This window comes from Priestia megaterium (assembly GCF_041941685.1).
Classification (GTDB): domain Bacteria; phylum Bacillota; class Bacilli; order Bacillales; family Bacillaceae_H; genus Priestia; species Priestia megaterium_C.
Genome location: NZ_CP130958.1, coordinates 4,336,073 through 4,359,966 on the forward strand (window position 1 = coordinate 4,336,073; position 23,894 = coordinate 4,359,966).

General features: G+C 39.0%; 24 protein-coding genes, 4 pseudogenes and 1 riboswitch. Of the genes and pseudogenes, 5 read left to right on the forward strand and 23 right to left on the reverse strand.

Annotated features, from left to right (window positions below; translation table 11 throughout):
- Window positions 1-168: 168 nt before the first annotated feature.
- From Q5794_RS22985 to Q5794_RS22995, 3 genes and pseudogenes are all read right to left on the reverse strand, one after another.
- A pseudogene (locus Q5794_RS22985) lies at window positions 169-1,938 on the reverse strand (vitamin B12-dependent ribonucleotide reductase); the annotation flags it as partial.
- Window positions 1,939-2,319: 381 nt separating this feature from the next.
- Window positions 2,320-3,108, reverse strand: a pseudogene (locus Q5794_RS22990) (ribonucleotide reductase N-terminal alpha domain-containing protein); the annotation flags it as partial.
- Window positions 3,109-3,420: 312 nt separating this feature from the next.
- Window positions 3,421-4,254 carry a biotin/lipoate A/B protein ligase family protein gene (locus tag Q5794_RS22995; RefSeq protein ID WP_374988459.1) on the reverse strand — a complete coding sequence of 278 codons (834 nt, stop codon included), beginning with the start codon at window positions 4,252-4,254 and terminating at the stop codon, window positions 3,421-3,423.
- 230 nt (window positions 4,255-4,484) lie between these two features.
- Between Q5794_RS22995 and Q5794_RS23000 the strand changes: the two genes are divergently transcribed.
- Complete coding sequence (locus Q5794_RS23000) at window positions 4,485-4,868, forward strand: rhodanese-like domain-containing protein (protein ID WP_192996015.1); 384 nt, start codon at window positions 4,485-4,487, stop codon at window positions 4,866-4,868.
- 44 nt (window positions 4,869-4,912) lie between these two features.
- Here the strand turns inward: Q5794_RS23000 and gcvPB are convergent, their stop codons facing one another.
- The 3 genes from gcvPB to gcvT are packed head-to-tail and all read right to left on the reverse strand — an operon-like array spanning window position 4,913 to window position 8,851.
- Window positions 4,913-6,391: an aminomethyl-transferring glycine dehydrogenase subunit GcvPB gene (gene gcvPB / locus Q5794_RS23005; RefSeq protein WP_013059165.1), complete on the reverse strand. Its 1,479-nt coding sequence runs from the start codon at window positions 6,389-6,391 to the stop codon at window positions 4,913-4,915.
- Complete coding sequence (gene gcvPA, locus Q5794_RS23010) at window positions 6,384-7,730, reverse strand: aminomethyl-transferring glycine dehydrogenase subunit GcvPA (RefSeq protein ID WP_374988460.1); 1,347 nt, start codon at window positions 7,728-7,730, stop codon at window positions 6,384-6,386. The genes gcvPB and gcvPA overlap by 8 nt, the downstream gene beginning before the upstream one ends.
- A 20-nt stretch (window positions 7,731-7,750) precedes the next feature.
- The gene (gcvT, locus tag Q5794_RS23015; RefSeq protein WP_374988461.1) at window positions 7,751-8,851 is read right to left on the reverse strand and encodes a glycine cleavage system aminomethyltransferase GcvT; all 1,101 of its coding nucleotides are present in this window, start codon (window positions 8,849-8,851) and stop codon (window positions 7,751-7,753) included.
- 212 nt (window positions 8,852-9,063) lie between these two features.
- A riboswitch (glycine riboswitch) is annotated at window positions 9,064-9,156 on the reverse strand.
- Between the two features lie 180 nt (window positions 9,157-9,336).
- On the opposite strand from gcvT, the gene Q5794_RS23020 reads away from it, so the two are divergent.
- On the forward strand, window positions 9,337-11,010 hold the full coding sequence (locus Q5794_RS23020; protein WP_374988462.1) for a DEAD/DEAH box helicase: 1,674 nt from the start codon (window positions 9,337-9,339) through the stop codon (window positions 11,008-11,010).
- The gene (locus tag Q5794_RS23025; protein WP_116073644.1) at window positions 10,997-11,821 is read left to right on the forward strand and encodes a YqhG family protein; all 825 of its coding nucleotides are present in this window, start codon (window positions 10,997-10,999) and stop codon (window positions 11,819-11,821) included. The genes Q5794_RS23020 and Q5794_RS23025 overlap by 14 nt, the downstream gene beginning before the upstream one ends.
- A gap of 21 nt (window positions 11,822-11,842) precedes the next feature.
- Here the strand turns inward: Q5794_RS23025 and Q5794_RS23030 are convergent.
- The 9 genes and pseudogenes from Q5794_RS23030 to Q5794_RS23070 all read right to left on the reverse strand — a co-directional run.
- Window positions 11,843-12,030, reverse strand: a pseudogene (locus Q5794_RS23030) (YqzE family protein); the annotation flags it as partial.
- Between the two features lie 43 nt (window positions 12,031-12,073).
- Window positions 12,074-12,448 carry a competence type IV pilus minor pilin ComGG gene (comGG, locus tag Q5794_RS23035; RefSeq protein WP_013059171.1) on the reverse strand — a complete coding sequence of 125 codons (375 nt, stop codon included), beginning with the start codon at window positions 12,446-12,448 and terminating at the stop codon, window positions 12,074-12,076.
- A complete protein-coding gene (comGF, locus tag Q5794_RS23040) occupies window positions 12,438-12,875 on the reverse strand; it encodes a competence type IV pilus minor pilin ComGF (protein ID WP_013059172.1) in 438 nt (145 codons plus the stop codon). The genes comGG and comGF overlap by 11 nt, the downstream gene beginning before the upstream one ends.
- A complete protein-coding gene (locus tag Q5794_RS23045) occupies window positions 12,872-13,210 on the reverse strand; it encodes a type II secretion system protein (protein ID WP_013059173.1) in 339 nt (112 codons plus the stop codon). Before Q5794_RS23045 ends, comGF begins: the two co-directional genes overlap by 4 nt.
- Window positions 13,194-13,676 (reverse strand): competence type IV pilus minor pilin ComGD, encoded by a 483-nt coding sequence (comGD, locus tag Q5794_RS23050; RefSeq protein ID WP_226897421.1) that lies wholly within the window; start codon window positions 13,674-13,676, stop codon window positions 13,194-13,196. Before comGD ends, Q5794_RS23045 begins: the two co-directional genes overlap by 17 nt.
- Window positions 13,618-13,929, reverse strand: coding sequence for a competence type IV pilus major pilin ComGC (comGC, locus tag Q5794_RS23055; RefSeq protein ID WP_013059175.1), 312 nt, complete (start codon window positions 13,927-13,929; stop codon window positions 13,618-13,620). The genes comGD and comGC overlap by 59 nt, the downstream gene beginning before the upstream one ends.
- Before the next feature lie 14 nt (window positions 13,930-13,943).
- The gene (gene comGB, locus Q5794_RS23060) at window positions 13,944-14,990 is read right to left on the reverse strand and encodes a competence type IV pilus assembly protein ComGB (RefSeq protein ID WP_374988463.1); all 1,047 of its coding nucleotides are present in this window, start codon (window positions 14,988-14,990) and stop codon (window positions 13,944-13,946) included.
- Complete coding sequence (gene comGA / locus Q5794_RS23065; protein WP_192995994.1) at window positions 14,981-16,033, reverse strand: competence type IV pilus ATPase ComGA; 1,053 nt, start codon at window positions 16,031-16,033, stop codon at window positions 14,981-14,983. The genes comGB and comGA overlap by 10 nt, the downstream gene beginning before the upstream one ends.
- Before the next feature lie 269 nt (window positions 16,034-16,302).
- Window positions 16,303-16,686: a Spx/MgsR family RNA polymerase-binding regulatory protein gene (locus Q5794_RS23070; protein ID WP_374988464.1), complete on the reverse strand. Its 384-nt coding sequence runs from the start codon at window positions 16,684-16,686 to the stop codon at window positions 16,303-16,305.
- Between the two features lie 261 nt (window positions 16,687-16,947).
- On the opposite strand from Q5794_RS23070, the gene Q5794_RS23075 reads away from it, so the two are divergent.
- Complete coding sequence (locus Q5794_RS23075; RefSeq protein ID WP_013059179.1) at window positions 16,948-17,184, forward strand: DUF2626 domain-containing protein; 237 nt, start codon at window positions 16,948-16,950, stop codon at window positions 17,182-17,184.
- Window positions 17,185-17,221: 37 nt separating this feature from the next.
- On the opposite strand, the gene Q5794_RS23080 is transcribed toward Q5794_RS23075, so the two are convergent.
- On the reverse strand, window positions 17,222-17,854 hold the full coding sequence (locus tag Q5794_RS23080) for an MBL fold metallo-hydrolase (RefSeq protein ID WP_028410642.1): 633 nt from the start codon (window positions 17,852-17,854) through the stop codon (window positions 17,222-17,224).
- Between the two features lie 208 nt (window positions 17,855-18,062).
- On the opposite strand from Q5794_RS23080, the gene Q5794_RS23085 reads away from it, so the two are divergent.
- On the forward strand, window positions 18,063-18,239 hold the full coding sequence (locus tag Q5794_RS23085; RefSeq protein ID WP_013059181.1) for a DUF2759 domain-containing protein: 177 nt from the start codon (window positions 18,063-18,065) through the stop codon (window positions 18,237-18,239).
- A gap of 35 nt (window positions 18,240-18,274) precedes the next feature.
- On the opposite strand, the gene Q5794_RS23090 is transcribed toward Q5794_RS23085, so the two are convergent.
- The 7 genes and pseudogenes from Q5794_RS23090 to Q5794_RS23120 form a co-directional block, all read right to left on the reverse strand.
- Complete coding sequence (locus Q5794_RS23090) at window positions 18,275-19,177, reverse strand: M14 family metallocarboxypeptidase (protein WP_214984292.1); 903 nt, start codon at window positions 19,175-19,177, stop codon at window positions 18,275-18,277.
- Between the two features lie 111 nt (window positions 19,178-19,288).
- The gene (locus tag Q5794_RS23095) at window positions 19,289-20,257 is read right to left on the reverse strand and encodes an ROK family glucokinase (protein WP_013059183.1); all 969 of its coding nucleotides are present in this window, start codon (window positions 20,255-20,257) and stop codon (window positions 19,289-19,291) included.
- A gap of 2 nt (window positions 20,258-20,259) precedes the next feature.
- Window positions 20,260-20,466, reverse strand: coding sequence for a YqgQ family protein (locus tag Q5794_RS23100; protein WP_013059184.1), 207 nt, complete (start codon window positions 20,464-20,466; stop codon window positions 20,260-20,262).
- Window positions 20,467-20,647: 181 nt separating this feature from the next.
- On the reverse strand, window positions 20,648-22,168 hold the full coding sequence (locus Q5794_RS23105) for a rhomboid family intramembrane serine protease (RefSeq protein WP_374988465.1): 1,521 nt from the start codon (window positions 22,166-22,168) through the stop codon (window positions 20,648-20,650).
- 134 nt (window positions 22,169-22,302) lie between these two features.
- Entirely contained in the window at window positions 22,303-22,479 is a 177-nt protein-coding gene (locus Q5794_RS23110; protein ID WP_013059186.1) for a hypothetical protein, read from the reverse strand.
- A 51-nt stretch (window positions 22,480-22,530) separates the two neighbouring features.
- A pseudogene (locus tag Q5794_RS23115) lies at window positions 22,531-23,306 on the reverse strand (DUF92 domain-containing protein).
- A 7-nt stretch (window positions 23,307-23,313) separates the two neighbouring features.
- A complete protein-coding gene (locus Q5794_RS23120; RefSeq protein WP_028411620.1) occupies window positions 23,314-23,880 on the reverse strand; it encodes a 5-formyltetrahydrofolate cyclo-ligase in 567 nt (188 codons plus the stop codon).
- Between the last annotated feature and the right edge of the window lie 14 nt (window positions 23,881-23,894).

Below are 23,894 nucleotides of genomic sequence, written 5' to 3' on the forward strand. Positions count from 1 at the left end.
CGATGTCATAAGATAAAACTGGATAAAAGACATTCAATTAAAATCATACTACAATGCTTATTCAAATACAAGAACCGTTCGATCCCGCTTCTTATTTATGCCCCATTTTTATACATAATAAAAGCTGACTCGTTTGAGTCAGCTTTTACTAGTCAATCATGTTCAAAATTAAAGGCCGCATTTCAGCTGTGCACCACAGTTTGTACACGTGTTGCATCCGCCCATTTCTTCTACCGTTCCTTGACGGCAAACCGGACAAGTATTACCTACTTCAGAACCGATTGTTACATCAGTTGAACGAATTTCATTAATTGTATCAACTAACACAACGTGCGGTTTCGTTTCTTCTTTTGGCGCTTCAATTTCTTCATCAAACGTATTTTCTTCTGCTTTTAGCGTTAAGACTTGTGCATCACGGCTGCCGTCTACGTACACCGTACCGCCTTTTGCTCCGCCTTTATACAGACGCTCGTACACTTTTTGAACTTGCTCTACCGTGTAACCGCGAGGAGCGTTTACTGTTTTACTAATTGAACTGTCAATCCAGCGCTGAATCACACATTGCACGTCCGCGTGAGCTTGTGGTGCAAGTTCCATAGCTGAAATGAACCATTCAGGAAGGTTGTTTGGATCTGCTTCTGGATGCTGATCTAAATACTCTTGAACGATATCAGCTTTTACTTCAATAAATTTACCTAAACGGCCGCTTCGGAAGTATGAGAATGAGAAATAAGGTTCAAGACCCGTTGATACTCCAACCATTGTTCCAGTACTGCCTGTTGGCGCTACTGTTAATAAATGAGAGTTTCGGATACCGTTCTCTTTAATGTTTTCACGAATATCTTCAGGCATTTTTTTCATGAAGCCTGTATTTGTGAATGCTTCACGTAAAGAAGCCGTTTCAGCATCTGTTTCGCCCACTAAGAACGGGAAGCTTCCTTTTTCTTTTCCAAGCTCTACAGACGCGCGGTAAGCCGTCGTTGCAATTGTTTCAAACACTTTATCTACTAACTCATTGCCTTTGTCAGAGCCGTACTCTGTTTCACAATAAATAAGAAGATCGTGAAGACCCATTACACCAAGGCCAACGCGGCGTTCGCCAAGCGCTTGCTTTTGGTTTTCTTCTAAGAAATAAGGAGTTGCATCAATAACGTTATCTTGCATTCTAACGCCTGTTTCAACCGTTTGACGTAACTTTTCAAAGTTAACAGTTTTCGTTCCTTTATCTGCCATTTGCGCTAAGTTAACAGCAGCTAAGTTGCACACAGAGAATGGTGCAAGTGGTTGTTCACCACATGGATTTGTTGCAACAACGTGCTGACCATATGCTTGAGCATTTGTCATATCATTAGCATTGTCAAAGAAGAAAATCCCTGGTTCAGCTGAGTACGTTGCACAAATATTAATTAAGTTCCATAGCTCTTTCGCACGGATAGTACGGTACGTACGAACTTTGTTTCCTTGTTTTGCCCATTCGCGCACATCGCCTACTTCGTGCCAGTTTTCATTGTAGTTAGCCATTTCTTCTTTTGAATAGCTTTCTACGTCTGGGAAGCGAAGTTCATATTCACCGTCGTTTTCAACAGCATCCATAAAATCTTTTGTTAAGCATACAGAAATGTTTGCTCCTGTTAAAAACTCTGAGTTATGAACGCTATACGTTCCGCCTGTTTGCAGCTTTTCTTCTGCATCTTTAATGATTTTTTCACTGAACCCACCAAGACCAGGAATTTGTTTATAGTTAATGATTCCTTGGTACATCGCTTCTTCAGACTCTGTTAGCGGCGTGAACTTCAATTTATCTTGTGCATGCTTTTTAATCATTTCGTCATTTGTGTTTTCAATTAAGAAACGTAAAATGCGAGGGTTTTGCATTTTAGAAATAATAAACTCTACAATGTCAGGATGCCAGTCGGCAAGCATGATCATTTGGGCCCCCAATTTGTTACTCTTCGTTAAGAAGGGTACGGTCATTTCTGCCGTACTCTTACACTTTCATGTAAGATCAGACTATATCATCAAAGAAGAAAATCCCTTTGTCTCGTGCCCCATAGCCACGTTGCCGTTTGCTATGGTTTACTCCTTCCTTTGCTTCCATCATAACACCTACTTTATTCACTAAAGTTTTATTACATTAGAACTTTTAGGAAGTTTCAATAGTCGTTGAACCTTTATCTTCGTTTCCAAAGACACTTGGCTGCTGATTGCCCAATCTTTCCTCTTTTCTAACCATCACGCTCATCGTTGCCGATCACGTTGTGGTGAAGAAAGCTCTAAGGGTGTTCCAGCAATTCACGAGATTACGTCGCCGGTTTGTTAACGACGCGACCCACCTTGCTCAACAAGATGCGTCAGTTTAGCAATATCATCTAACCATGAAACCGAACCAGATGATTTGCCGTTTACACCGCGAGCCAGCGTGTTGCGCGGGCGAAGAGTTGAACCATTCGTTCCAACACCGCCTCCGCGGCTCATGATTTCCATTACTTGTTTGCGGTGTTCTGAAATACCTTCACGTGAATCTTTTACATAAGGCATTACATAACAGTTGAAGTACGTTACGTCTGTGTCAGCACCTGCACCGTAAAGAACGCGGCCAGCTGGTACAAAGTTTAGCTGAACAAGCTCTTGATAGAACTTTTCAAACCACTCTTTGCGCTTTTCTTCTGTTTTTTCTACAGAAGCTAAGCCTGTTGCATTACGTTTTGCAATTTGCTCGTAGAAGACCTCTAGAGGCTTTTCAATGACATCCAGCGAACGAGTAATTAACCCGTTTTCTGCTTCTTCAGGCGATAAAGCACCTCTAAACTCATCTTCTACCTTGACAACAGCGGTCTTTTGCTCAAAATTAATGCTTTCCACATAGCCAAGTCCTCGTGCTGGAAATTTTGGATCTTCTTTTACAGTTAGAACAACAAAATCTCCTTCTGATAACGTCAATTTTTCCGTATCTTTAAAAGCATAGCGGTCTAACATTACCAATCTTGAAACACCTTTATGAGTCAACTTCATATCCGGTGTAATCGGATGTACTTGCGGAAAGCGTTCAATATCTGAATTGAGCTTTTCAACATTCATATTCACTTTTTGATTTAACAAAACAGTCATTCTCACAACTCCTTACCTATCGAACATCTATAAATTTATTAACTCTTTTTCCTTTTAAAGGAAAAAGAGTTTTTCAATCAACTATCAATAACTTACCACAGGGCTTGGACGAATTCAATATATAGTATTTGACACTTATCCAAACATCTACATATAGAAGGGTGTCAAGTGAAATATTTTTTTTTTCATAAAAAAAGTGTTTGACTTTTCTTCCCTATGTATTCTATTAGCGAAGAATTATTTCTAAAAATTCCAATAAAAAGTGCAACTTATAAGAAGTTGCACTTTTATCTATTTCCCATCGGCATCCGTTTAGCGCTTAAAGTTCCATTCATCCGATCCGTACTTTGTGCGCGCTAGTTCTTCTACGTATGCTTCCTCTTCTTCAGACAGTGTATACGGTTCTAAATCGATATCAAGAGCCGAAGCAAATCCTTTATAAAACGCTTCTTTTGCTTCTTCAATAGAGATTTTGCGGCCAGCAATTGCATTGATGGCTACCGCTTTAGAACGAAATGCGCGCTGCATTCTTTCTTTCACGCGAACATTTGGATAATTAAACACGCTGAATAATTTATCTTCATCAATCTCTAACAGAATAGAGCCGTGCTGTAGAATAACTCCCTTTTGTCTAGTTTGGGCACTTCCAGCAATTTTGCGGCCCTCTACAACTAGTTCATACCAAGAAGGAGCATCAAAGCACACGGACGAACGAGGGTTTTTTAAGCTATTTTTTTCTTCTTCTGAACGAGGAATAGCAAAATAAGCCTCGAGCCCTAACGAACGAAATCCTTCCAGTAAACCTTCAGAGATTACGCGATATGCTTCTGTAACTGTCTTGGGCATGTTAGGATACTCTTCAGATACAATTACGCTGTAAGTAAGCTCTTCATCGTGAAGCACGCCCCTGCCGCCCGTTGGACGTCTTACAAAGCCTAGTCCTAATTCTTTTACTTTATCAAAGTTAATTTCTTTTTCAGCTTTTTGAAAATAACCGATTGACAGCGTTGGAGGGTTCCATCCGTAAAAACGAATCGTAGGTGGAATTTCTCCTTTACTATGCCATTCTAATAACGCTTCATCTAACGCCATATTGTAATAAGGCGAACGGTTGTTGGAATCAATAAATCTCCACTTTGCTTTCATCTACCTCATCCTCAGCTATATGTAATATAAAAAATAAATCCGTTTTTTAGTCTACCAAAAGATTGAGCTAAGGAAAAGCAAAGAGCAACATAAAACTGTGAATTCAAATGTGGTAGTTTTTTCATTTTCGGGAAGAAATCCGCTAGATTCAAGGCAAAATCGCTTTACTTCTAATTTCATTCACTTATATAATAAGAGTATGGATTTTGTCGAAGAAAGGAAGAATCAGCATGTCAGCAATTACAGCAGTACTCATTTTACTTGGAATAATCATCATATACTCTGTCGTTATGTTCTTTTACCAACGTCGCATTATGAAAACGTTAACTGAAGAAGAATTCCGCACCGGCTACCGCAAGGCACAGCTAGTTGATATTCGTGAACCGAATGAATTTGAAAACGGACATATTTTAGGCGCACGAAATATTCCTCTTTCACAGTTCCGTATGCGCATTAAAGAATTTCGTCCAGATCAGCCTGTCTACATCTATTGTCAAAGCGGAATGCGCACAGGACGTGCAGCACAAATGCTTCGTCGCCACGGTGTTCAAGAAATCTATGATTTAAAAGGCGGCTTCAAAATGTGGAACGGTAAAGTAAAAAAGAAAAAATAATAGTATGTATATAGAAAAACCTCGCCTTTGGGCGAGGTTTTTTGTTAGACGTTTTGAACAGCCTGTTCTTTCTGATAGCGAAGAACTGGCTTTCTCGCTGCCAGCGTTTCGTCAAGGCGCTTCACAACCGTTGTATGCGGAGCTTCCTGTACGACTTCAGGCGTTTCTTCTGCTTCTTTTGCAATTTGAATCATCGCATCGATAAACGCATCTAGCGTTTCTTTCGACTCCGTTTCCGTTGGTTCGATCATCATGCACTCTTCTACGATAAGCGGGAAGTAGATAGTCGGCGGATGATAGCCAAAATCAAGCAGTCGTTTCGCAATATCCAATGTGCGCACGCCCAGTTTTTTCTGACGTTTTCCTGATAAAACAAATTCGTGCTTACAGTGACGGTCAAACGGAAGCTCATAGTGTTCTGCTAAACGACGCATCATATAGTTGGCATTTAGCACAGCGTTTTCCGTCACGGCTTTTAAGCCGTCTGGACCCATTGAACGAATATACGTATAAGCGCGAACGTTGATACCGAAGTTGCCGTAAAACGGCTTTACACGTCCAATTGACTGAGGACGGTTATAGTCAAAGTGATAGCCTTGTTCTGTTTTTACAAGCACTGGTTTAGGCAAATACGGAATTAAATCTGCTTTTACCCCTACCGGACCAGAGCCAGGACCGCCTCCTCCATGAGGGCCTGTAAACGTTTTATGAAGGTTTAAATGCACAACGTCAAACCCCATATCTCCAGGACGGGCTTTACTTAATACTGCGTTTAAATTTGCACCATCATAATAAAGCTTCCCACCTGCTGCGTGAACAATTTCAGCCATTTCTAAAATATCTTCTTCAAATAACCCTAGCGTATTTGGGTTTGTTAACATTAAAGCGGCTGTATCTTCTCCTACTACGCGGCGTAAATCCTCTAAGTCCACTAAACCATGTTCGTTTGATTTTACCGTTACCGTTTCAAATCCCGCAACTGTTGCCGAAGCCGGGTTCGTTCCGTGAGCTGAGTCTGGAACAATGACTTTTGTTCGCTGCGTCTCACCATTTGCTTCATGATAGGCACGAATCATCATAAGCCCGGTCCACTCGCCGTGAGCACCTGCTGCTGGCTGAAGTGTTACTTCATCCATTCCCGTAATTTCTGTTAAATGCTCTTGTAAATCATATAAAAGTTCGAGAGCACCTTGAACCGTTTGCTCATCTTGAAGCGGATGAATATGCGCAAACCCAGCAATGCGTGCTGCTTGTTCATTCACTTTTGGATTATATTTCATCGTACATGAACCAAGCGGATAAAACCCTGAGTCTACTCCGTGATTTCGTTTTGAAAGCGCGGTGTAATGACGCATAATATCGAGTTCTGATACTTCAGGAAGCTCAGGAGCTTTGGTACGCACATACGCTTTTCCAAGCAGTTCTTCAGCATTTACTTGCGGCACATCTAACTCTGGCAATGAATAGCCGATTCGCCCTTCTTTACTGCTTTCAAAAATAAGTGATTGATTTTGATTAAGCATGAAGATCCCCCAATTCATTTACAAGTTGGTCAATTTCCTCTTTTGTACGGAGCTCTGTAAAAGCAAGCAGCATGTGATTTTCAAGCGCTTGGTTATCACGGCTAAGATCATAACCGCCAATTATTTTTGATGCTAATAAATGATTGTTTGCTTCTGTTACCGAAACCGGAAGCTTCACGACTAATTCGTTAAAAAACGGTCCTTCAAATGCTACATTTACCCCTTTTGCCTTTAACGCTTCATATGCATAATGCGTTTTTGAGAAGTTTTGCAGCGCCATTTCTTTTACACCTTGCTTGCCTAAAGCTGTTATTGCAACTGATGCCGCTAAAGCATTTAACGCTTGATTTGAACAAATGTTAGACGTCGCTTTATCGCGGCGTATATGCTGTTCACGCGCTTGAAGGGTTAAAACAAACCCTCGCTTACCGTTTTCATCTACCGTTTGCCCTACTAATCGTCCTGGGATTTTCCGCATAAGCTTAGACGTAGTTGCAAAGTATCCGCAGTGCGGTCCTCCAAATTGACTTGGAATACCAAATGGCTGTGCATCTCCAATGACAATATCAGCTCCGAATTCTCCAGGAGGCGTAAGTAAACCTAATGATAAAGGATTGCTTGAAACCACAAACATGCATTTTTCTTGATGAGTAATTTCTTCAATTTCTTTTAACGGCTCGATTTGTCCGTAGAAATTTGGGTATTGGACAATAACAGCTGCCACGTCACTCCCCATCTCTTTTTCTAATGCAATCATATCTGTTACTCCGTCTGCTGCAGGGATTTCTACCACTTCAATGTATTGACCCTTCGCATACGTTTTTAACACATCTTTTGACTCAGGGTGAACAGCCGCAGAGACAAGTACTTTTTTCTTTTTTGTTTGACCCGCACTGAGCATAGCGGCTTCTGCTAAAGCAGTTCCTCCGTCATACATAGAAGAATTAGCCACGTCCATCCCCGTTAACTCACAAATCATCGTTTGAAATTCAAAGATGGCCTGAAGTTCTCCTTGAGAAATTTCTGGCTGATACGGAGTATAGGCCGTATAAAATTCCGAACGAGAAATAACATGATCAACAATCACCGGCATGTAATGATCGTAAACTCCTGCTCCTAAAAAAGAAGCATAGTCTTTTAAATGAGCATTTTTAGCAGCCATACTATTTAATTCTTTTAACAGCTGAGGCTCTGAAGCCGCTTTTTTAATATTGTATTCTCCTTGAAAACGAACGCGCTGCGGAATATCTGAAAATAAATCATCAACAGATGAAACACCAATTGCTGCTAACATTTGCTGCTGATCTTGTTCTGTCATTGGTAAATAGCGATGTAACATGTTAAATTCCTCCCCAAAGCTTACTTTGAACGTTTATAAAAAGGTGTTGAAACCACTTTTGCTTTTAAGCGTTTTTTTCGAACCTGCACTTCCACTTCTTGACCAAGCTCTGAATACTCTGCTGACAATAGTGCTAGACCGATGTTTTTCTTTAATGTCGGTGACTGTGTACCTGTTGTCACAAATCCAATTTGTTCTTCATCTGCAAATACTTCGTAACCGTGTCGTGGTATACCTTTATCAATCATTTCAATTCCTACCAGCTTACGAGGTGCTCCGCTTTCACGCTGTTCTTTTAACACTTCTTTTCCAATAAAGCTGTCTTTGTTCGTTTTTACTGCAAATCCAATTCGAGCTTCAATGGGCGTAATATCTTTTGAAAGCTCTTGGCCATATAAAGCCAAAGTAGCTTCAAAACGAAGCGTATCGCGAGCTCCTAATCCGCAAGGCAGCACACCTTCATCACTGCCTGCTTCTAAAATAGCCGTCCACAAGTGAGGGGCGTCAGCTGAAGAACAATAAATTTCAAAGCCATCTTCCCCGGTGTACCCAGTACGTGAAACGAGAGCTTTTACATTCGCTACTTCTACATCATCAGCAAATGTAAATGGCTTTAATAAAGATAAATTTTCGTTCGTTAACGTTTGTAAAACTTTTTCTGCTACAGGACCTTGTAAAGCTAGCTGCGCAGTTTCATCAGACTGATTAACGAGCGTTACATCTCCTTGTTTGTGAGACAACAGCCACTCATAGTCTTTTTGAATATTAGCAGCGTTTACGACTAGCAAATACTCTTGATCTGCTTTTTTATAAATCAGCAAATCATCTACCGTGCCTCCGTCTTCGTAACACATAGCCGTATACTGCGCTTTTCCGTCTACAAGGGTAGAAACGTCATTTGTCATCGTGTGCTGAAGAAAAGCTAAGCTATCAGCTCCTTTTACAAGAATTTCTCCCATATGAGAGACATCAAAAAGGCCTGCCTTTGTACGTACAGCTTCATGCTCTTCTTTAATAGAAGAAAATTGAACGGGAAGAGCCCATCCTCCAAAATCAATTGTTTTGGCACCATATTTTTGATAGGTATCATAAAGCGGCGTTTTGTGTAATTCTGTTGTCATATTTATGTCCTCCTCTTTTTCACGTGAAACTTTTCATAACGGGGAGTTTTCAAATAGTGTGGGGATCACTATGTATCCAAACAAAAAAGGACAGAAAACCCCCTACTGTATTTAGTAGGAAGTCTCTGTCCTTTTCACCTGAAAGTTTACCTATAAATAAATAGGTTTGCCTCGTGGGTGGTCTATAAACGCATAGACACTCTCCAGAGCTGCGTCAAACAAGAGTCTTTTTGCCTGAGAGATTCACAATTTTATTGCTTGCTCCTTCGGCGCTACATTCAAGTAGTCTCTCCCCGTGTCGTCATTCGCTTCTATAAAGTTGGTAAAGTTGGGCATACTACTGAAAGATGTATTTATCTTTATTCACACAATCATTTGTAAAGTGCTAATCTATTTTCTTTTTCAAATTTTCTAAATATATTTTTATCCTACCTGATTCTTATCATTTGTTCAATAAAAATTTTTTACAAAGGAGCATTTTTATCATGAAAGTGAAATTAAACATCGATGAAACATGGGAAGCAGCCTTCTCAACTAAATTGGAGCAAGACGGCCCTTGGTCTGCATGGGATTTGTATAAACTTGCCTATGAAATAGAAGACCAAACGCTTATCTCAGAATTTGAAGGACTACAAAGCCCAAAACATCTAGCCGATTTAACGCCGCTTCCTCATCAGCTCGAAGTAGCCAAACAAGTAGTTGAAACAATGAATGGAAAAGCCATTTTAGCAGATGAAGTAGGACTGGGGAAAACGATTGAAGCAGGGTTAATTTTGAAGGAATATATGATTCGCGGACTTGTTAAAAAAGTTCTCATTTTAGTTCCAGCTTCGCTTGTTTCACAGTGGGCTATGGAATTGAATCAAAAATTTTATATTCCCGCAGTCCCTCAAAGAAAATCATATGTGTGGGATCAGTGTGACATCGTTGTGTCTTCAATTGATACAGCAAAACGTTCTCCTCATCGAGAAATTGTGCTAGAACAAGACTACGACCTCATCATCATTGATGAAGCTCATAAACTTAAAAACAACAAAACAAAAAACTATGAATTTGTGCAAAGTCTAAAAAAGAAATTTTGTCTGTTGCTAACCGCAACACCGATTCAAAATCGAATTGAAGAAATTTTTAACTTGGTCTCTCTTTTAAAGCCTGGCCACCTCGGCAATAAAGATTATTTCGAAAAATTATTTTCCGCTAAAAAACGCTCTTTGCAAAACGATGAACACTTAAGAGAGCTTGTTAACAAAGTTATGATTCGAAATCGCCGCCACGATACGGGTATCGAATGGACGAAGCGAATTGTTCAAACCATTCCTGTTGAATTCTCGCCAAAAGAACGGGAGCTATACGATGCGATTACTTCTTTTAAAGGAAACGGACTCCACCCTTCAAGCGCTTTTTCAATTTTAACCCTGCAGCGAGAGGCCTGCAGCAGCCGTGAAGCGGTGTATATGACATTAAAAAACATGCTGGAACGTCAGGAAGATCCAAACAGCGCATTAACGGAACATATGATTACTCCGTTAATGGAACTACTTCAGCAAGTGCCGCAAAATGCAAAAGCAGAAAAAGTGCTAGAGCTCGTTCAGAAAATTGATGATAAAGTCATTATTTTTACTGAGTACAGAGCAACTCAACTGTATTTACAGTGGTATTTAAAACAGCATGGAATTACCTCTGTACCGTTTAGAGGCGGATTTAAGCGAGGTAAAAAAGACTGGATGAAGCAGCTTTTTGAAAGCCATGCGCAAGTATTTATTGCCACTGAAGCGGGCGGAGAAGGAATCAACCTTCAGTTTTGTCATCATATCATTAACTATGATCTACCGTGGAATCCAATGCGTCTAGAACAGCGAATTGGAAGGGTCCATCGTTTAGGTCAAAAACATGATGTTCACATTTACAATTTAGCCATTCAACATACGGTCGAAGAACATATTTTAAAATTGTTATACGAAAAAATAAACCTTTTTGAACGAGTTGTTGGAGAGCTAGATGATATTTTAACAAAGCTTGATTTAAAAAATATCGAAGAGCATATTCAGGATATTTTATTTCATTCACGGAGTGAAGGAGAAATAAAAATCAAAATGGAGAACTTGACGTCTATTATTCAATACGAAGACAGCGAGGAGGATCAGCATGCAGCAAACTGATATTCATCAATTTTTAAAGCGTTATTTTCTAGCTAATAATTGTTCTATTGTCACAGAAACACCGTCTTACCTGACGGTTCAATTAACGATTGAACTCGATAAAGAATTGATGAATCGTCCATTTTATTGGCACTATATTGAAAAGACGGGAGGAGAAGCAACTCCTGCTTCGCTCACTTTCATTACAGACCCAGCATTTGAAGACGATTCCGTTCAAGGAGAACGAATTCATTTCGGTTCACCTAGGCTGCACCAAATTTTCGCTTCTACTCAAAAACTAGGCGGGTTTATTCACTTGTATGAACAAGTTGCATCAGCTCAGCCAACAAATCAGCCTTTACACCCTTGGCTTGCATTAAATATTAAAGTCTCGTACAAATGCGATCGTAAAAAAGATGAGCTCTTGTCGCTTGGCATTAATTTAATCAATGGACAAATTATTGAATCATTTCATGAATTAATCATTAACCAAAATTTGTCATCTAAAATCTCAGACTATTGCTTTACTCTCTCACCTTTTATTAAACCTAAAAGTGCCATCGCACGACTCACATCATATGTGACTGACTATGTTAAAGCTCAGCCAACTGAATGGGCTGAAAAAGCGCAGGAGAGATGGTATGAAGACTTAGCGCTTCTTGATCATTTTTACGAAACAGCAGAAGAGCTGCCAGAAATATATATGACCGAAAAAACAGCGCTTCAAGAACTGTACGAACCGACTATCTTATTTAAGTTTATAAACGGTGGCTTATTTTACATATCACCTGAAACGATGTCTCGTCAATTTAATAAAACACAAGCCGGTTAAAAAAAGATGAGCATATGATATGCTCATCTTTCTTTTTCTCTTTCGATACCACAGCATAAACGACAGCGGAATCATTCCAAACCATCTGTTTGCAAAAGGTGCTCGCTCTTCTTTTTTTGAATCTTTTTCGTTTTCCTTTCTTCTTTTGGCTGATCCATATATTGTACAAATTGCTGAGTCATATATTTTACATAATCATTCGTTTTCATATAATCATCTCCTCAGCACTATTATATCCGGAGAGAAAGAGACTTAATCCGTCCACTTTACAATGTGCTGATCCTTTTTTTGAATATATGCCGTTTCCGTCAATGCTCTTCCTTGCAATGTTTGACACTTTATTTTTAGAATAATCATCTGTTCATCTTCACTTACTACTTCGTATGAAACCGTACCAGTTTCTAATACTAAAGATGCAGATGGAGATTTATTATGTTCTTTTATTTCTTTTTTTACATGTACAACTGCGTTTTCTAAAAGGTGCTGCAGACGATTTTTCTGCTCTACTTCTTGATAAAATGAACTTTTCGTCACAAAATAAGTGGTTTGCTGAGCTACTAACAGAAGAAAAAGCGCACAAAATGCCAAAACAACCGGGAGAATAAATCCTTGCTCATTATGTTTCATGAGCAAGCATCAAAAACGTCGTAATGGTTTCTTCTCTAACTTTGTTAACACCGTCTGTTGAACGAATCAACAGCCTTTCTTTTTGCTGTTCATACATAATATTCTTAATGTGCTGCAGCACAACTTCATGACCGCTTTCATCCACTCGTCTTCTTATCTTGTCTTCGTAGCGTTCATAAGTGATGATCTGATTATTTTCCATTTTCAACGTAAGCGTAGTCGCATGAATTCCCACTTCTTTTGCTTCTCGATATTCCATAGCAAGTTGATTCACAAAAATTTCCCACTCCATTTCATTCATACTAAAGTCCGGATTATATGTTTGCTTAGCTAGCGGAATGATAATGGGGAAAAATGAAACAATGATCAAAAAAAGAGTAAAACTGACTAACATCTCTACAAGGGTAAATCCTTTTTCCCTTTTCACTTCAACATCACATCACACTTCTTTTTCATTTTCTCAGCGGAATCTGTCCATTCTACACAAAGCTTTTGAGCACTTTCTCCGTTCCACTTCAGATAAAACGCAACGTTTTCTTTTACGATTTTTTCTCGCCGTTTATATCCTGCTTCATATTTATATTTCAATAGCTCTTCGTGCAAGATAGCATCAGCTTGATACGAAACATATTGCTTCTTTTCCGCTTCCTTCATCTGAACATACAAAGGAATAATTGTACCGGTTAGGAGTAAAAGCATGCTAAATGAAACAAGCATTTCTAACAAGGTGTAGCCCTGCTGACCCTTACATCTTGTCCACATAAAAACGCCCTCTGCCTATTTGAAAAGTAACTTTATATTTAAATTTTTGATTGCTGATAAAAATGGTCTTCGCTTGAGAAATATTGCCGTTTTTGTTGTATTGTATCGTGGAATTGCCGCTTCCAAACGTAATATGAATGGTGGAGTCATAGGCGCGCTTATAAAGAACGGCACGAGAATCAGAAACAATATATTCTGTTCCCTTCGGTGCGAAGTTAATTTTAATTGGAGATTCTCGGTTCATGGCTGTCTGCTGCACATAAAACGTGTCGCTTTGCAACTGTCGCAAAAATAATGTGATTTTGTAATATTCCACAAGCGGCCGAATGGCTACGATAATGGAAAACATCATCACTTGCACAATAAATAAAACCATCAGCATCTCAATGAGGGTAAATCCTTTTTGCTTAAGAAGAACCACTAGCTGTAACCTTTCCGGTACCGTCAATTTGAATAGCTTGACCATTTGGACATACGGTGCCTTCTTTTAAGTAGCCTCCTGCTTCAAGCTCTTCTAGACTTGGTTTTTCGCCATTTTCAAGTTCGTATACTTGTACCTCAGCCTCTACGGTTTTGACAAGAGCTGAGCAGCCTTTGTTGTTAATAACCGTATTATGCTTTAATACATTTGGAATCATAATGAGCAAAAGCACGGTAATAACGAGCATAACAATGAGCATTTCAATAAGGGTAAATCCTTTATCACCTTTTAGAATCATATTCTTTCACCTTTCTACAAGCTCGACATCACTTCTAACATCGGAAGCATAACGGACATATACATAAGCAGAATGACAATTCCGATGAATAAGAATGTAAGCGGCTGTACATATTTTAAAATACGAAAAATAAACTGTTCCATTCTTTCCATCATAAATAGACTGTAATCATACAGTTCTTGAGAAAGCTCACCGTTCTGCTGGCCATGCATAATAACGTGAGCCAAGTCTTTTTCATAATGAGATTTACCTGAAACGATATGATCTAATCGCATTCCTGAGGAAAGTTGATCTGTAAAAGCAAAAGCTTCCACTTGAAAAAACGGATGATGCTCTTGCTTTTGAAAAAGAGCAAAGCATTCATAAATAGATAAACCACCATTTAGTAAATTGCTCATATGAACAGAAAAAAAGTACGAGTTAAATAGCCGTGTGAACGTTCGGATAACGGGAACTCTCATAAAAAGCTGCATTTGAACTACTGGAGGCAATTTTTTAATGTAAATCACATAAAACAAATACAGGATGATTGGCATACTGATGAGTGCAGGCAACACAAAAGGAAAGAACGACATCGCCTGCATAAATAAGAGGATAAACGAAGACTGCTTGTTTCCAAAGGATAAGTACAGAGCTTCAAACTGTGGAAGTAAAACTGTACTTAAAACAAATAAAATGGAAAGAATAAACAGCAGTAGCAATACGGGATATTGAACAAGCTTTTGAAATTTTTTACGATGCCTTACTTTTTCTTCAATCATTGAGCTGCTTTCTTTTAAAGCAAATTGAAGGTTTCCATGCTGTTCCGCAAAATATAAATAGCTTAAAATATCACGGTGAAACTGAAGTTTAACAAAAGCATCGTGCAAAGATTCTCCTCGTTTTAACTGCTCAAGACATTTTTCAATATCCGTTTTTTCTTTGTTAGATACTTGAAACGTCAAAAACGAAAGAGCTTGAGAAAGAGTGTAGCCTTTTTCTAAGAGCTTAGAGACCTGCTTAAGAATTTTCGCTTGCTGAGCAAGAGACCACCTTTTTTGTCTATTTGTCTTTACCCCCATCCGTCTAGCGAATGCGGATATAAATAGCCTAGCGCGATTCCTTTTAGAATAACATCTCGGAGCGTCTTATAATCATAATCCGCATTTCCTCCTTTCACTTCTCTCATCACTGCGCTAAGCTCCTTGCCATAAAGCAATTCGTATATGCTGGACTGACGATGCTTCCTCATTTTTTTACAAGCGGGGTGGCATTTTCCGGAACACAGCGGACAGCGAATTTCTACAAGGCGCTGTGCAGCTACTGCTACAAGAGTCTGCTCCATTTCTTGAAAGCTAACGCCAAACTCAAGCAGCCTGTACAAAGATCCTTTTGTATCTTTAGTATGCATCGTTGTCAAAACCAAGTGTCCGGTAAGCGCTGCTCTCACAGCAATTTTGGCAGTCTCACTATCTCTTATTTCTCCCACCATAATAATGTCTGGGTCATGGCGCAATATAGCTTTTAAACCAGTCGTGTACGTAATCCCCGCCCGTTCATTCACCTGTACTTGAAGCACGGTTTCACTCGGTTTTTCAATAGGGTCTTCTAGTGTAATAACATTTCGATTAAAAAGGTGCTTTACTTCGTGTAAAAGAGTATATAGAGTAGTGGTTTTACCTGATCCTGTAGGACCGGTAAAAATAATTAATCCATGAGAGAATTTCAAGAGAGAAATAAGCTTTTTAGTGTGTTCAGGAAAAAGAGATAAATGTTTGAGAGATGTAGATTGTTGATGAGGCAAAAGCCGAATAACAAGACTTTCATCATGAGAAGTAGGAAGAGTTGATAAACGCAAATTTACTTGATAGTGATCAATGGAAGTGGTCAATGCACCATTTTGAGGTTTCCTGCGCTCGCCAATATCCATTCCCCCTAAAAATTTAAAATGCGAAATGAGCCGTTCAGACATTTCCTTTGAAATAACCCTCTTTAAAATAAGCTCCTGGTCAATTCGCAGCTGAATCACAGCATCTTTCTTTCGGGGCACAATATGCACATCAGAACTTCGGCACTCACATGCATCTCGTATAATGTAAGTTGCAAACTGTTCAATTTCGGTCAAACGATCATCACTCCTTTATTTGTAATCAAGATGATTGGTAAAACATCTAGAAACAGTAATTTCGACCTTTTTCGAGATTTCCCTCCTTCTTTTTTCATTTTTTATAATTTTTTTAGTATACGCTTCTTTTCTTCGCTTCAGTCCTTGTACACGATGTACAACTTCTGTCCACCTCTAAACGACTACATAAAAAAAGACAACGTGATGTAAAACTCTACGCTGTCGTTTTATTCGTTATTTACTGAATTGAGCTTCTTCATCATGTAGGCTTACACAACTAAAGAAGCAAGACTTGTTTTTTTCTTGACTAAATTTTTAAGAGCAGATTCGTTATAGCTTACTACAAGCTCTTTGCCATCTGTTAAAATTGGTCGGCGAAGCAAACGAGGATGTTCAATTAATAGGTTGACTACTTCTGATAGCGTCATGCTATCCACATCAACATTTAACTTTTTATATTCTTGACTTCTTTTAGCAAGAAGTTCATCCATCCCTTCTGTTGTCATAGAAAGAAGTTCAAGCATTTCTTTATGAGTAGGTGTTTCTCTAAATAAATGACGCTCTTTAAAATTTACATCTTCCTTCACTAGCCACTTTTTCGTTTTACGACAAGATGTACAGCTTGAGTACGTATAAAATTTAATTTCTTCCATATGAAACCCTCCCGTTTTTTAGCTATAGATTGTTTATATACATTGTACACGTTTTGTATAACCTTTGTATAGTATTTTGCACATGTTTTGTATAACTTTTTTTCTTCTGTCGTATTTCAAGGAAAAGATAGCGTTTTCAGGGAAGAAAGGATGTATTATAATGGAAAAGTATCGATATAGTTTTATAAGTGCTTTCTAGTGCTTACACAGCGATGACATTCATCATGACACTAACTAAGTTTGATAAAGGAGGAAATGGACGTGGAACGAATGTACCGTGTAATGGGGTTCTGGACAGCAATTTTCACTGTAATGTTTTACCTCGGTCACATGCATAAGACTTCTTTACTCTTTTTAGCTCAAACAGGCTTTTTTGTAATTCTTAGTTATTTAAAGCTGTCTGAAAGAATGTACATTTACGTTTTCGGAGCATATTTGACCGTCTTTTTTGTGGGGTTCACGTACTGGTCAACTTTTATGATGACACCAGGACAGTAAAGAGAAAAGCGATGGGCTTCCATCGCTTTTTGTATTCTTAAAAACCATTTAGAAAAGGATTTTGATCCATTTCGTGTCCCACAGTTGTTTCAGGTCCGTGACCGCTTAGTACAAGCGTATCTTCTGGAAGGGACAGCAATTTCGATTCGATGCTTTCTAACAGCTGAGCTTGATTGCCTCCAGGTAAATCTGTGCGTCCAATGCCGCCTGCAAAAAGCGCGTCACCAGATACTACAAAGTTACCCGGTTTGAAATAATATGAAACGCTGCCAGGAGAATGGCCAGGCGTTTCGTACACCTCAAATTGAAATGAGCCAATTGTTAAATTGCCTTCGACTGAAATAATATCGGTTGCATCTGGAGCCGTAATTTCTCCTAAATCAAAAAATTTCGAACCGTTTAAATCACTATTATGAAGCCATTCTTTTTCATTTTTATGTACATAAAGCGGGATAGAGTAGTGATTCATCACTTCATCTACTCCTCCAATGTGATCAAAATGAGCGTGTGTCAGCAAAATAGCCAACGGTTTATACGTTTGTTTTTCTAGAAATTCAACGAGCTGTTTTCCCTGAGCTCCCGGGTCAAAAACTAAACACTCTTTTTTTTCGTTAGCAACGACATAACAATTCGTTTGAATAGGTCCTAGCGGTATACGATGATAGTTCATAATGTATCCTCCTTGTAAAATTTATTTCCGTTATATGCATTATCATACACACATCATCTTATAAATGAAAGTAAGGACCTTTCTAAGCTAATAAGGCGAAAGAAAGATTGGTTTTCATCTCGACAAACGGTTAGAAAAGTTTTACAATTAAAGGGATAAGCTAATGATAGCGCTTTAATTTTAAGTTGCCTAAAGGAGGTTTCTTCGAGTGGGTCTTATGATTATTTTTGCACTAACAACATTGCTAGGCGTATTTGCAGCTATTTCATCTTTTAGAAATAAAAACATATTAGGCATTGGTTTTTCGGTACTAACATTCGGGGTATTCGGATGGTTTACCGTGATGACCATTATACATCACGGTTATCCGGCGGTACATCATTAAAAAAGCCACGCAAAGCATATGCTTTGCGTGGCTTTTCAAATAGATAGATATTCCATTGCCGCAACTAAAATAGCTTTGGTCGGATTATATACGCGTGATATTTGAGATAGAGGCAGCGGATTAATTCCTTTCCCCAGTTCTAAGGTGAACCCTAGCTTTTTCTTTTCCAAGATAAACCAATCCTTAAATCCAGCGTGACTATCAATCGTTTTGACTGCTTTATAACCGCTTACCCTTTCAAAATAACTGGCTATTTCCTTCGCTTCCTTCGGCTCTTCATTCATATACCCCCAGTAAAATTCTTCTCCTTGGGTATGTAAAGCAATCACGCAATCAAAATCATGACGCTCAACGAGTTTTACCATTGCCTGCGCTTCAGGTTCAGACAGAGATTCATAGCCTGGAAAGTCCCGATAATGCGGAGCTTTAGGTTCTTTGCGCTTTTTTTCAATTTCCCAATAAGCCGGAAACTGATTGTTTAAGTCTACCCCTCGGATATTTGCTTTCCAGCTTTGAAAATCAGGAAAATCTCTTCCTATTTTAGAAAGAAAAGACGCATAAGGTTCACTTACAGCAGGACCTTTTAAGACCAGATCTACTCCGTCTGGATTAACAATTGGAACCGCAGAAAGCGTAATTTGATTAAAAAGAGCTCTTGCTTCCTGCCCGTTCAACGCCTGGTCGTAATGAAGAGCAGCTAAATAATCTTCAACAAACTGTAGAAGAACATTTGTCGTAATCCATTCATTGGCATGAAAAGACGCATTAATATGAACTTTTCTTTCTCCGTTTCCAATTAAAATATGAGGAATCGGCTTTCCAAGCACGCTGCACCCTATCCATTCAAGAGAACCATAGGGGTAGTACGTCAAAAGTGTTTGGATATCTTGTATTGTTCGCATGTAATCGTAGGGCTTTTGGATATCTACAATTTGCATAATCTTCACTCCTTTACACTATGTATATGTAAAGATTGAAAAGATGCATGATAAAAAAGCGCTTTGACTAAATGTCAAAGCGCTTTTTTATCTCAGTTAGATTCTTGCTTATTATTCAAAATAAGATTTAACTAACCAAGCTCCTCCAATAATTCCCGCATCGTTTCCTAAAGTAGCGATTGCTAGTTCAGCACCTTGCGCTACGCGAGGAAATGCAAAACGTTTGAAATAATCTCTTACCGGTGCAAGTAATACCTCGCCTGCACGAGACACACCGCCGCCTAGAACGATCTTCTCAGGGTTTAATGCATTAGCAGAGTTTGCTAGTGCTAGACCTAAATGAAAGGCAACTTTATCTACAACATGCATAGCTAACTCGTCTTTTGAACGAGCTGCATCAAATACATCTTTAGATGTAACTTGTCCATTTTGTTCTAACACTGTGCGAAGCTCACTTGGTTTGTCCGTTTCCGTTAATTCTTCCATTGTTAAACGTACAATTCCAGTTGCTGAAGCAATTGTTTCTAAACAGCCGGTTTTGCCGCAGTTACACGGTGCCCCGCCTTCAGGAATAGAAGTAATGTGCCCGATCTCACCAGCGGCTCCATTTACGCCTTGTACAATTTCACCGTTTGCAATGACGCCACCGCCAACGCCTGTGCCAAGCGTAACGCAAAGTAAATCTTTTGCTCCGTCTCCAGCACCCTTCCACATTTCTCCAATCGCTGCAATGTTTGCATCATTGTCTACTACAACAGGAAGAGAAGTTTCTACTTCCAAGATATCTTTGATAGGGAATTTTTCCCAACCTAAATTGACAGCTACTTCAATCGAACCGTTTGCAAAGTTGACAGGCCCCGGTGCACCAATACCAATTCCTACTAACCTTGATTTTACTTCTCCAAGATCGTTTAACTTTTTATCAATTGCTTTTGCAATATCCGTTGGAATTTTACGGCCTTGCTCGCTCACATCCGTATTAATTTCCCACTTGTGAATGATTTCTCCATAATGATTAATAAAGGCCATTTTTATTGTTGTACCGCCTAAATCAACTCCAACTAACCATTTGTCATCCATGTTCATTCATCCTTTTTCTCTTTTTGTTGTTTTAACTCTCGACGAAGCAAAAGAATTGCCATTTGGTAATCACGTACATCAATCAAGTTAGACTGATATAACTCTTTTACTTCCGCTTCCATCAGCTCTAAATCAGCAATACGATCGCCCACGTATATAAAAATGCCGAAGGACTTTAATAATTGTTGTACATCATATAACGTATTCATTCTGTCACCTTTATCCTATTTTCTAGGTGATATGATTCATTTATTTTGAGATAACTCAACAGTCATTCAGTCATAAACAGCGGCCGTATTTAACGCCCACTGCTAGGTCTACATATTAATATTCTAGTAAACGTTCTCACAATAGTAAAGTATAAAATATTAAATTCGTCATTCAACAGTTTTAATTTCCTAGCTCTTGCTTCAGCTTTTCGTATTTTTCATTTTGCGGTTCAAGCGCAATTGCTTTATCGATATTTTGTGTGGCCGCTGGAATATCATTCAGTTTCATATTCACCAGAGCTAACTCGTAATACGCCTCATGAAAAGTTGAATCATACTTTACAGCCTGATTCAATTGCTGTTTAGCTTCTTTATAATTTTCAAGATAAAATTCTGCGCTAGCACTGACGAAATACACGCTACTATTTCCTGTTCCTTTTTCAACAAAAAGCTTAATGGCATCTTTTGCTTCTTCATACTGCTTCTGCTGAAGATACGTAGCCGCTACGCTGAGTGCATAGGGCTCATCTTGATAAACAGAACGCTCATGATATCCATAAAAAAGCAGACTTCCTACTAATAAAAGCGTGCAAATGAAAGCCGGAATCTGAATATACAGCTTTTTTTGTTTCGGTAAACTGACGATGCTCGCAGCTAAAAATCCGCCAACCAAACCGCCAATATGCCCTGCATTATCGACGTTCGGCGCAACAAATCCAAAAATCAAGTTAATCACAATGATGACAATGAAACTCGATCCCATTGTTCGAAAAAAGAAGCGTGGATTTGTTCTTGCTAAAAACAGTAAAGCTCCAAAGCAACCAAAAATGGCCCCTGAGGCTCCTGCGGAAATAGACGTATTCCATATAAAACTTCCTAGAGATCCTGCAAACCCGGCAAATATATAAATAAAGACAAAACGCCCGCTGCCATATATCCTCTCTACAAGCGTTCCTAAATAATACAGGGCTACACTATTCATAAGCACATGCAGAAGTCCTATATGCAAAATTATAGGTGTAAAAAAACGCCACCATTCGCCTTCCATAATTAAGGGATTGTATTTAGCTCCGTATTGAATTAGAGTGAGCGTATTTTGTGTACTGCTCTTCCATTCCAGAAATAGAAACATTAAGATTTGCAGCGCTAAAAATATATATGTAAAAATAGGCTTCCCGTATCCAGCTATTTGCTGTTCTTCGCTTTGTTTTTTCTGTACAAAAAGCACAATTTTATGTTTCCACTGTTCTATTCGCTGTGCTTCTTCTTCGGAAGAGAAATTGTCTGCGCTTTCTAATGTAAGACCCAGCCGTTCGAATAGAGGTTCATAAACGCTTGCTTTCTCTGACGTTAATTGTTCAACGTAACTATTCACTTTAGAGGGACTTGGCGCACTTTCTAAGGACTGCTCTGTATAAAAAGGATCAAAATCAGCAAAGTAAATCGTGTTAAGAGTAAGCGTTGATTTACCTCTCTGCTTTCGCACATTATCAGCTCTTTGTAATGCATACAATACATCTTTTTGCTGCTCAACGGCTGATTTAAAATTCTGGCGGACTATGCGGACAATTGACTTTTCTTTGCGATGCGAAGATTGAAACCATAGCTCTGAAGCATCAGCTTTCATCGAAATCAGCTCATATGAAGAATGGCCAAGCAATTGCTGTGCCAGCTGCAAATAATAAAAATCTTGCCTAGACAAATAGTCACCTCCTCATACTCTCTATATGTAAAGATGGCAGAAAGCCAGGAAAAAAGCAACGATTTTCCCTTTTTCTTTTTCTACAAAAAAACACCTTACAGGTCTGTAAGGTGTCTTTTATGTATCTTTCGCTCTTAGCGGAAGACCTGCTTCATTAAACGATCCCGAACAAACGGCAAATTAAAAAATGAACGAACAGCTAGACTGCGGATAAATGAATTTCCAAACAGCGAATTTAAAACACGGTATCTCATTTGATAGCCCAGCGTTCCAACAACTAAAAGCGTAAGTACTAATACAATATGTCTCATTTTCAAGCCTCCTTACGTTTACTTTGCACCTATGACGAACATTTTATGCTCTTATATAGGTAAAAGCAGGATAAGGATTCCGCCTGTAAAAGCAGCAAGCAAAATAGCGGCAAGATTCACAACATCATTGTTAAACAAAGTTATTCCTTTCTCTTTTACCGTTGGCTTATGGCAATGATCTTTCCGTTCCGTTTCAATACCGCAGCTTTGACAGCGAAAGCGAACTTGCACACTTGCTCCAAGAAGAGTGTCTATAGCGTTTCCAATAAAACCAAAGCACCCGACTAGCAATATACTACTTAGCGATACGGATGGAAAAGCAAAATAACAAGCGGCAGCAATAAGAAAAGCTCCGGCTGCTCCGGCTGCTGTACCTAAAAGTGAAACGGCTCCTGAGGTACCCGCTTCTACTCTCTTTAATGTCCAAAGGTAAAACGGTGGCTTCTTACTAAGAGACCCTATTTCAGATGCCCATGTGTCCGCATTAGCAGCTGAGATACTGATCATAAACATCCACATGTAAACAGGAAAAGCTGTTGCAGCATATAACAAACCGCAAGCAGCAGCTACACCTCCATTAGCAAGGACTTGAATATAATCTCGCCTGTCGTGCTTCTCTAGCTTTTCTTCTAATGCGCGTTTTTTTCTTTTTTGTACTTACTACACAACGTAGAAGTGCTAAAAAATAAGAGTAAGAGTAAAAAACCTTGAAGCGAAAAACCGATATAAACGCTCGCTCCTACGATAAAAGACATGCAGGCTCCCGATACTGTCAGTGCTTTTGCTATGTAGCCTGCTCCTGCCATGAGTAATATTACAATTATCATGACAGCATCAAACGGATTCACAGCAAATAAGCTCCTTCTCTGTCAAAATATATTCAACGGGAATATCATGAGATTCATATGGGACCTCTGAAACGACTTGACAATCAAACGCAAGGCTTAGCTTCTGTCCGGTATAATCTGTTAGATAACGATCGTAATAGCCGCCTCCATAGCCGATACGATATCCATTTTTACTATATACCACGCCAGGCACAAGGAGTAAATCAATTGAAGATTTTGAAACGGGAACAGTTTCTTCAACAATTGGCTCCGCTAACCCGTAGTACACTGTTTCAAGCTGTGAAAAATTCGTGATCTCGTAGAAAACCATTTGAGATGTTGTGGGGTTGCATTTTGGAACAGCTACTTTCTTTCCATCTTTCCAAGCACGTTCAATGATGGCTTTCGTATTAACTTCTTTATTTCTTGAAACCGTAGCTGCAATGACTCTAGCTTCTTTCCATAAACAGGTTTCATACAGTGCATTTGCTATGCTTGTTGAATGTGCCTCGTGCTGCTCTTCAGAAATTAAATTAAGAACGCGCTTCATCTCTTTGCGCAGATGAGATTTCATTTTAATTCCCCCTA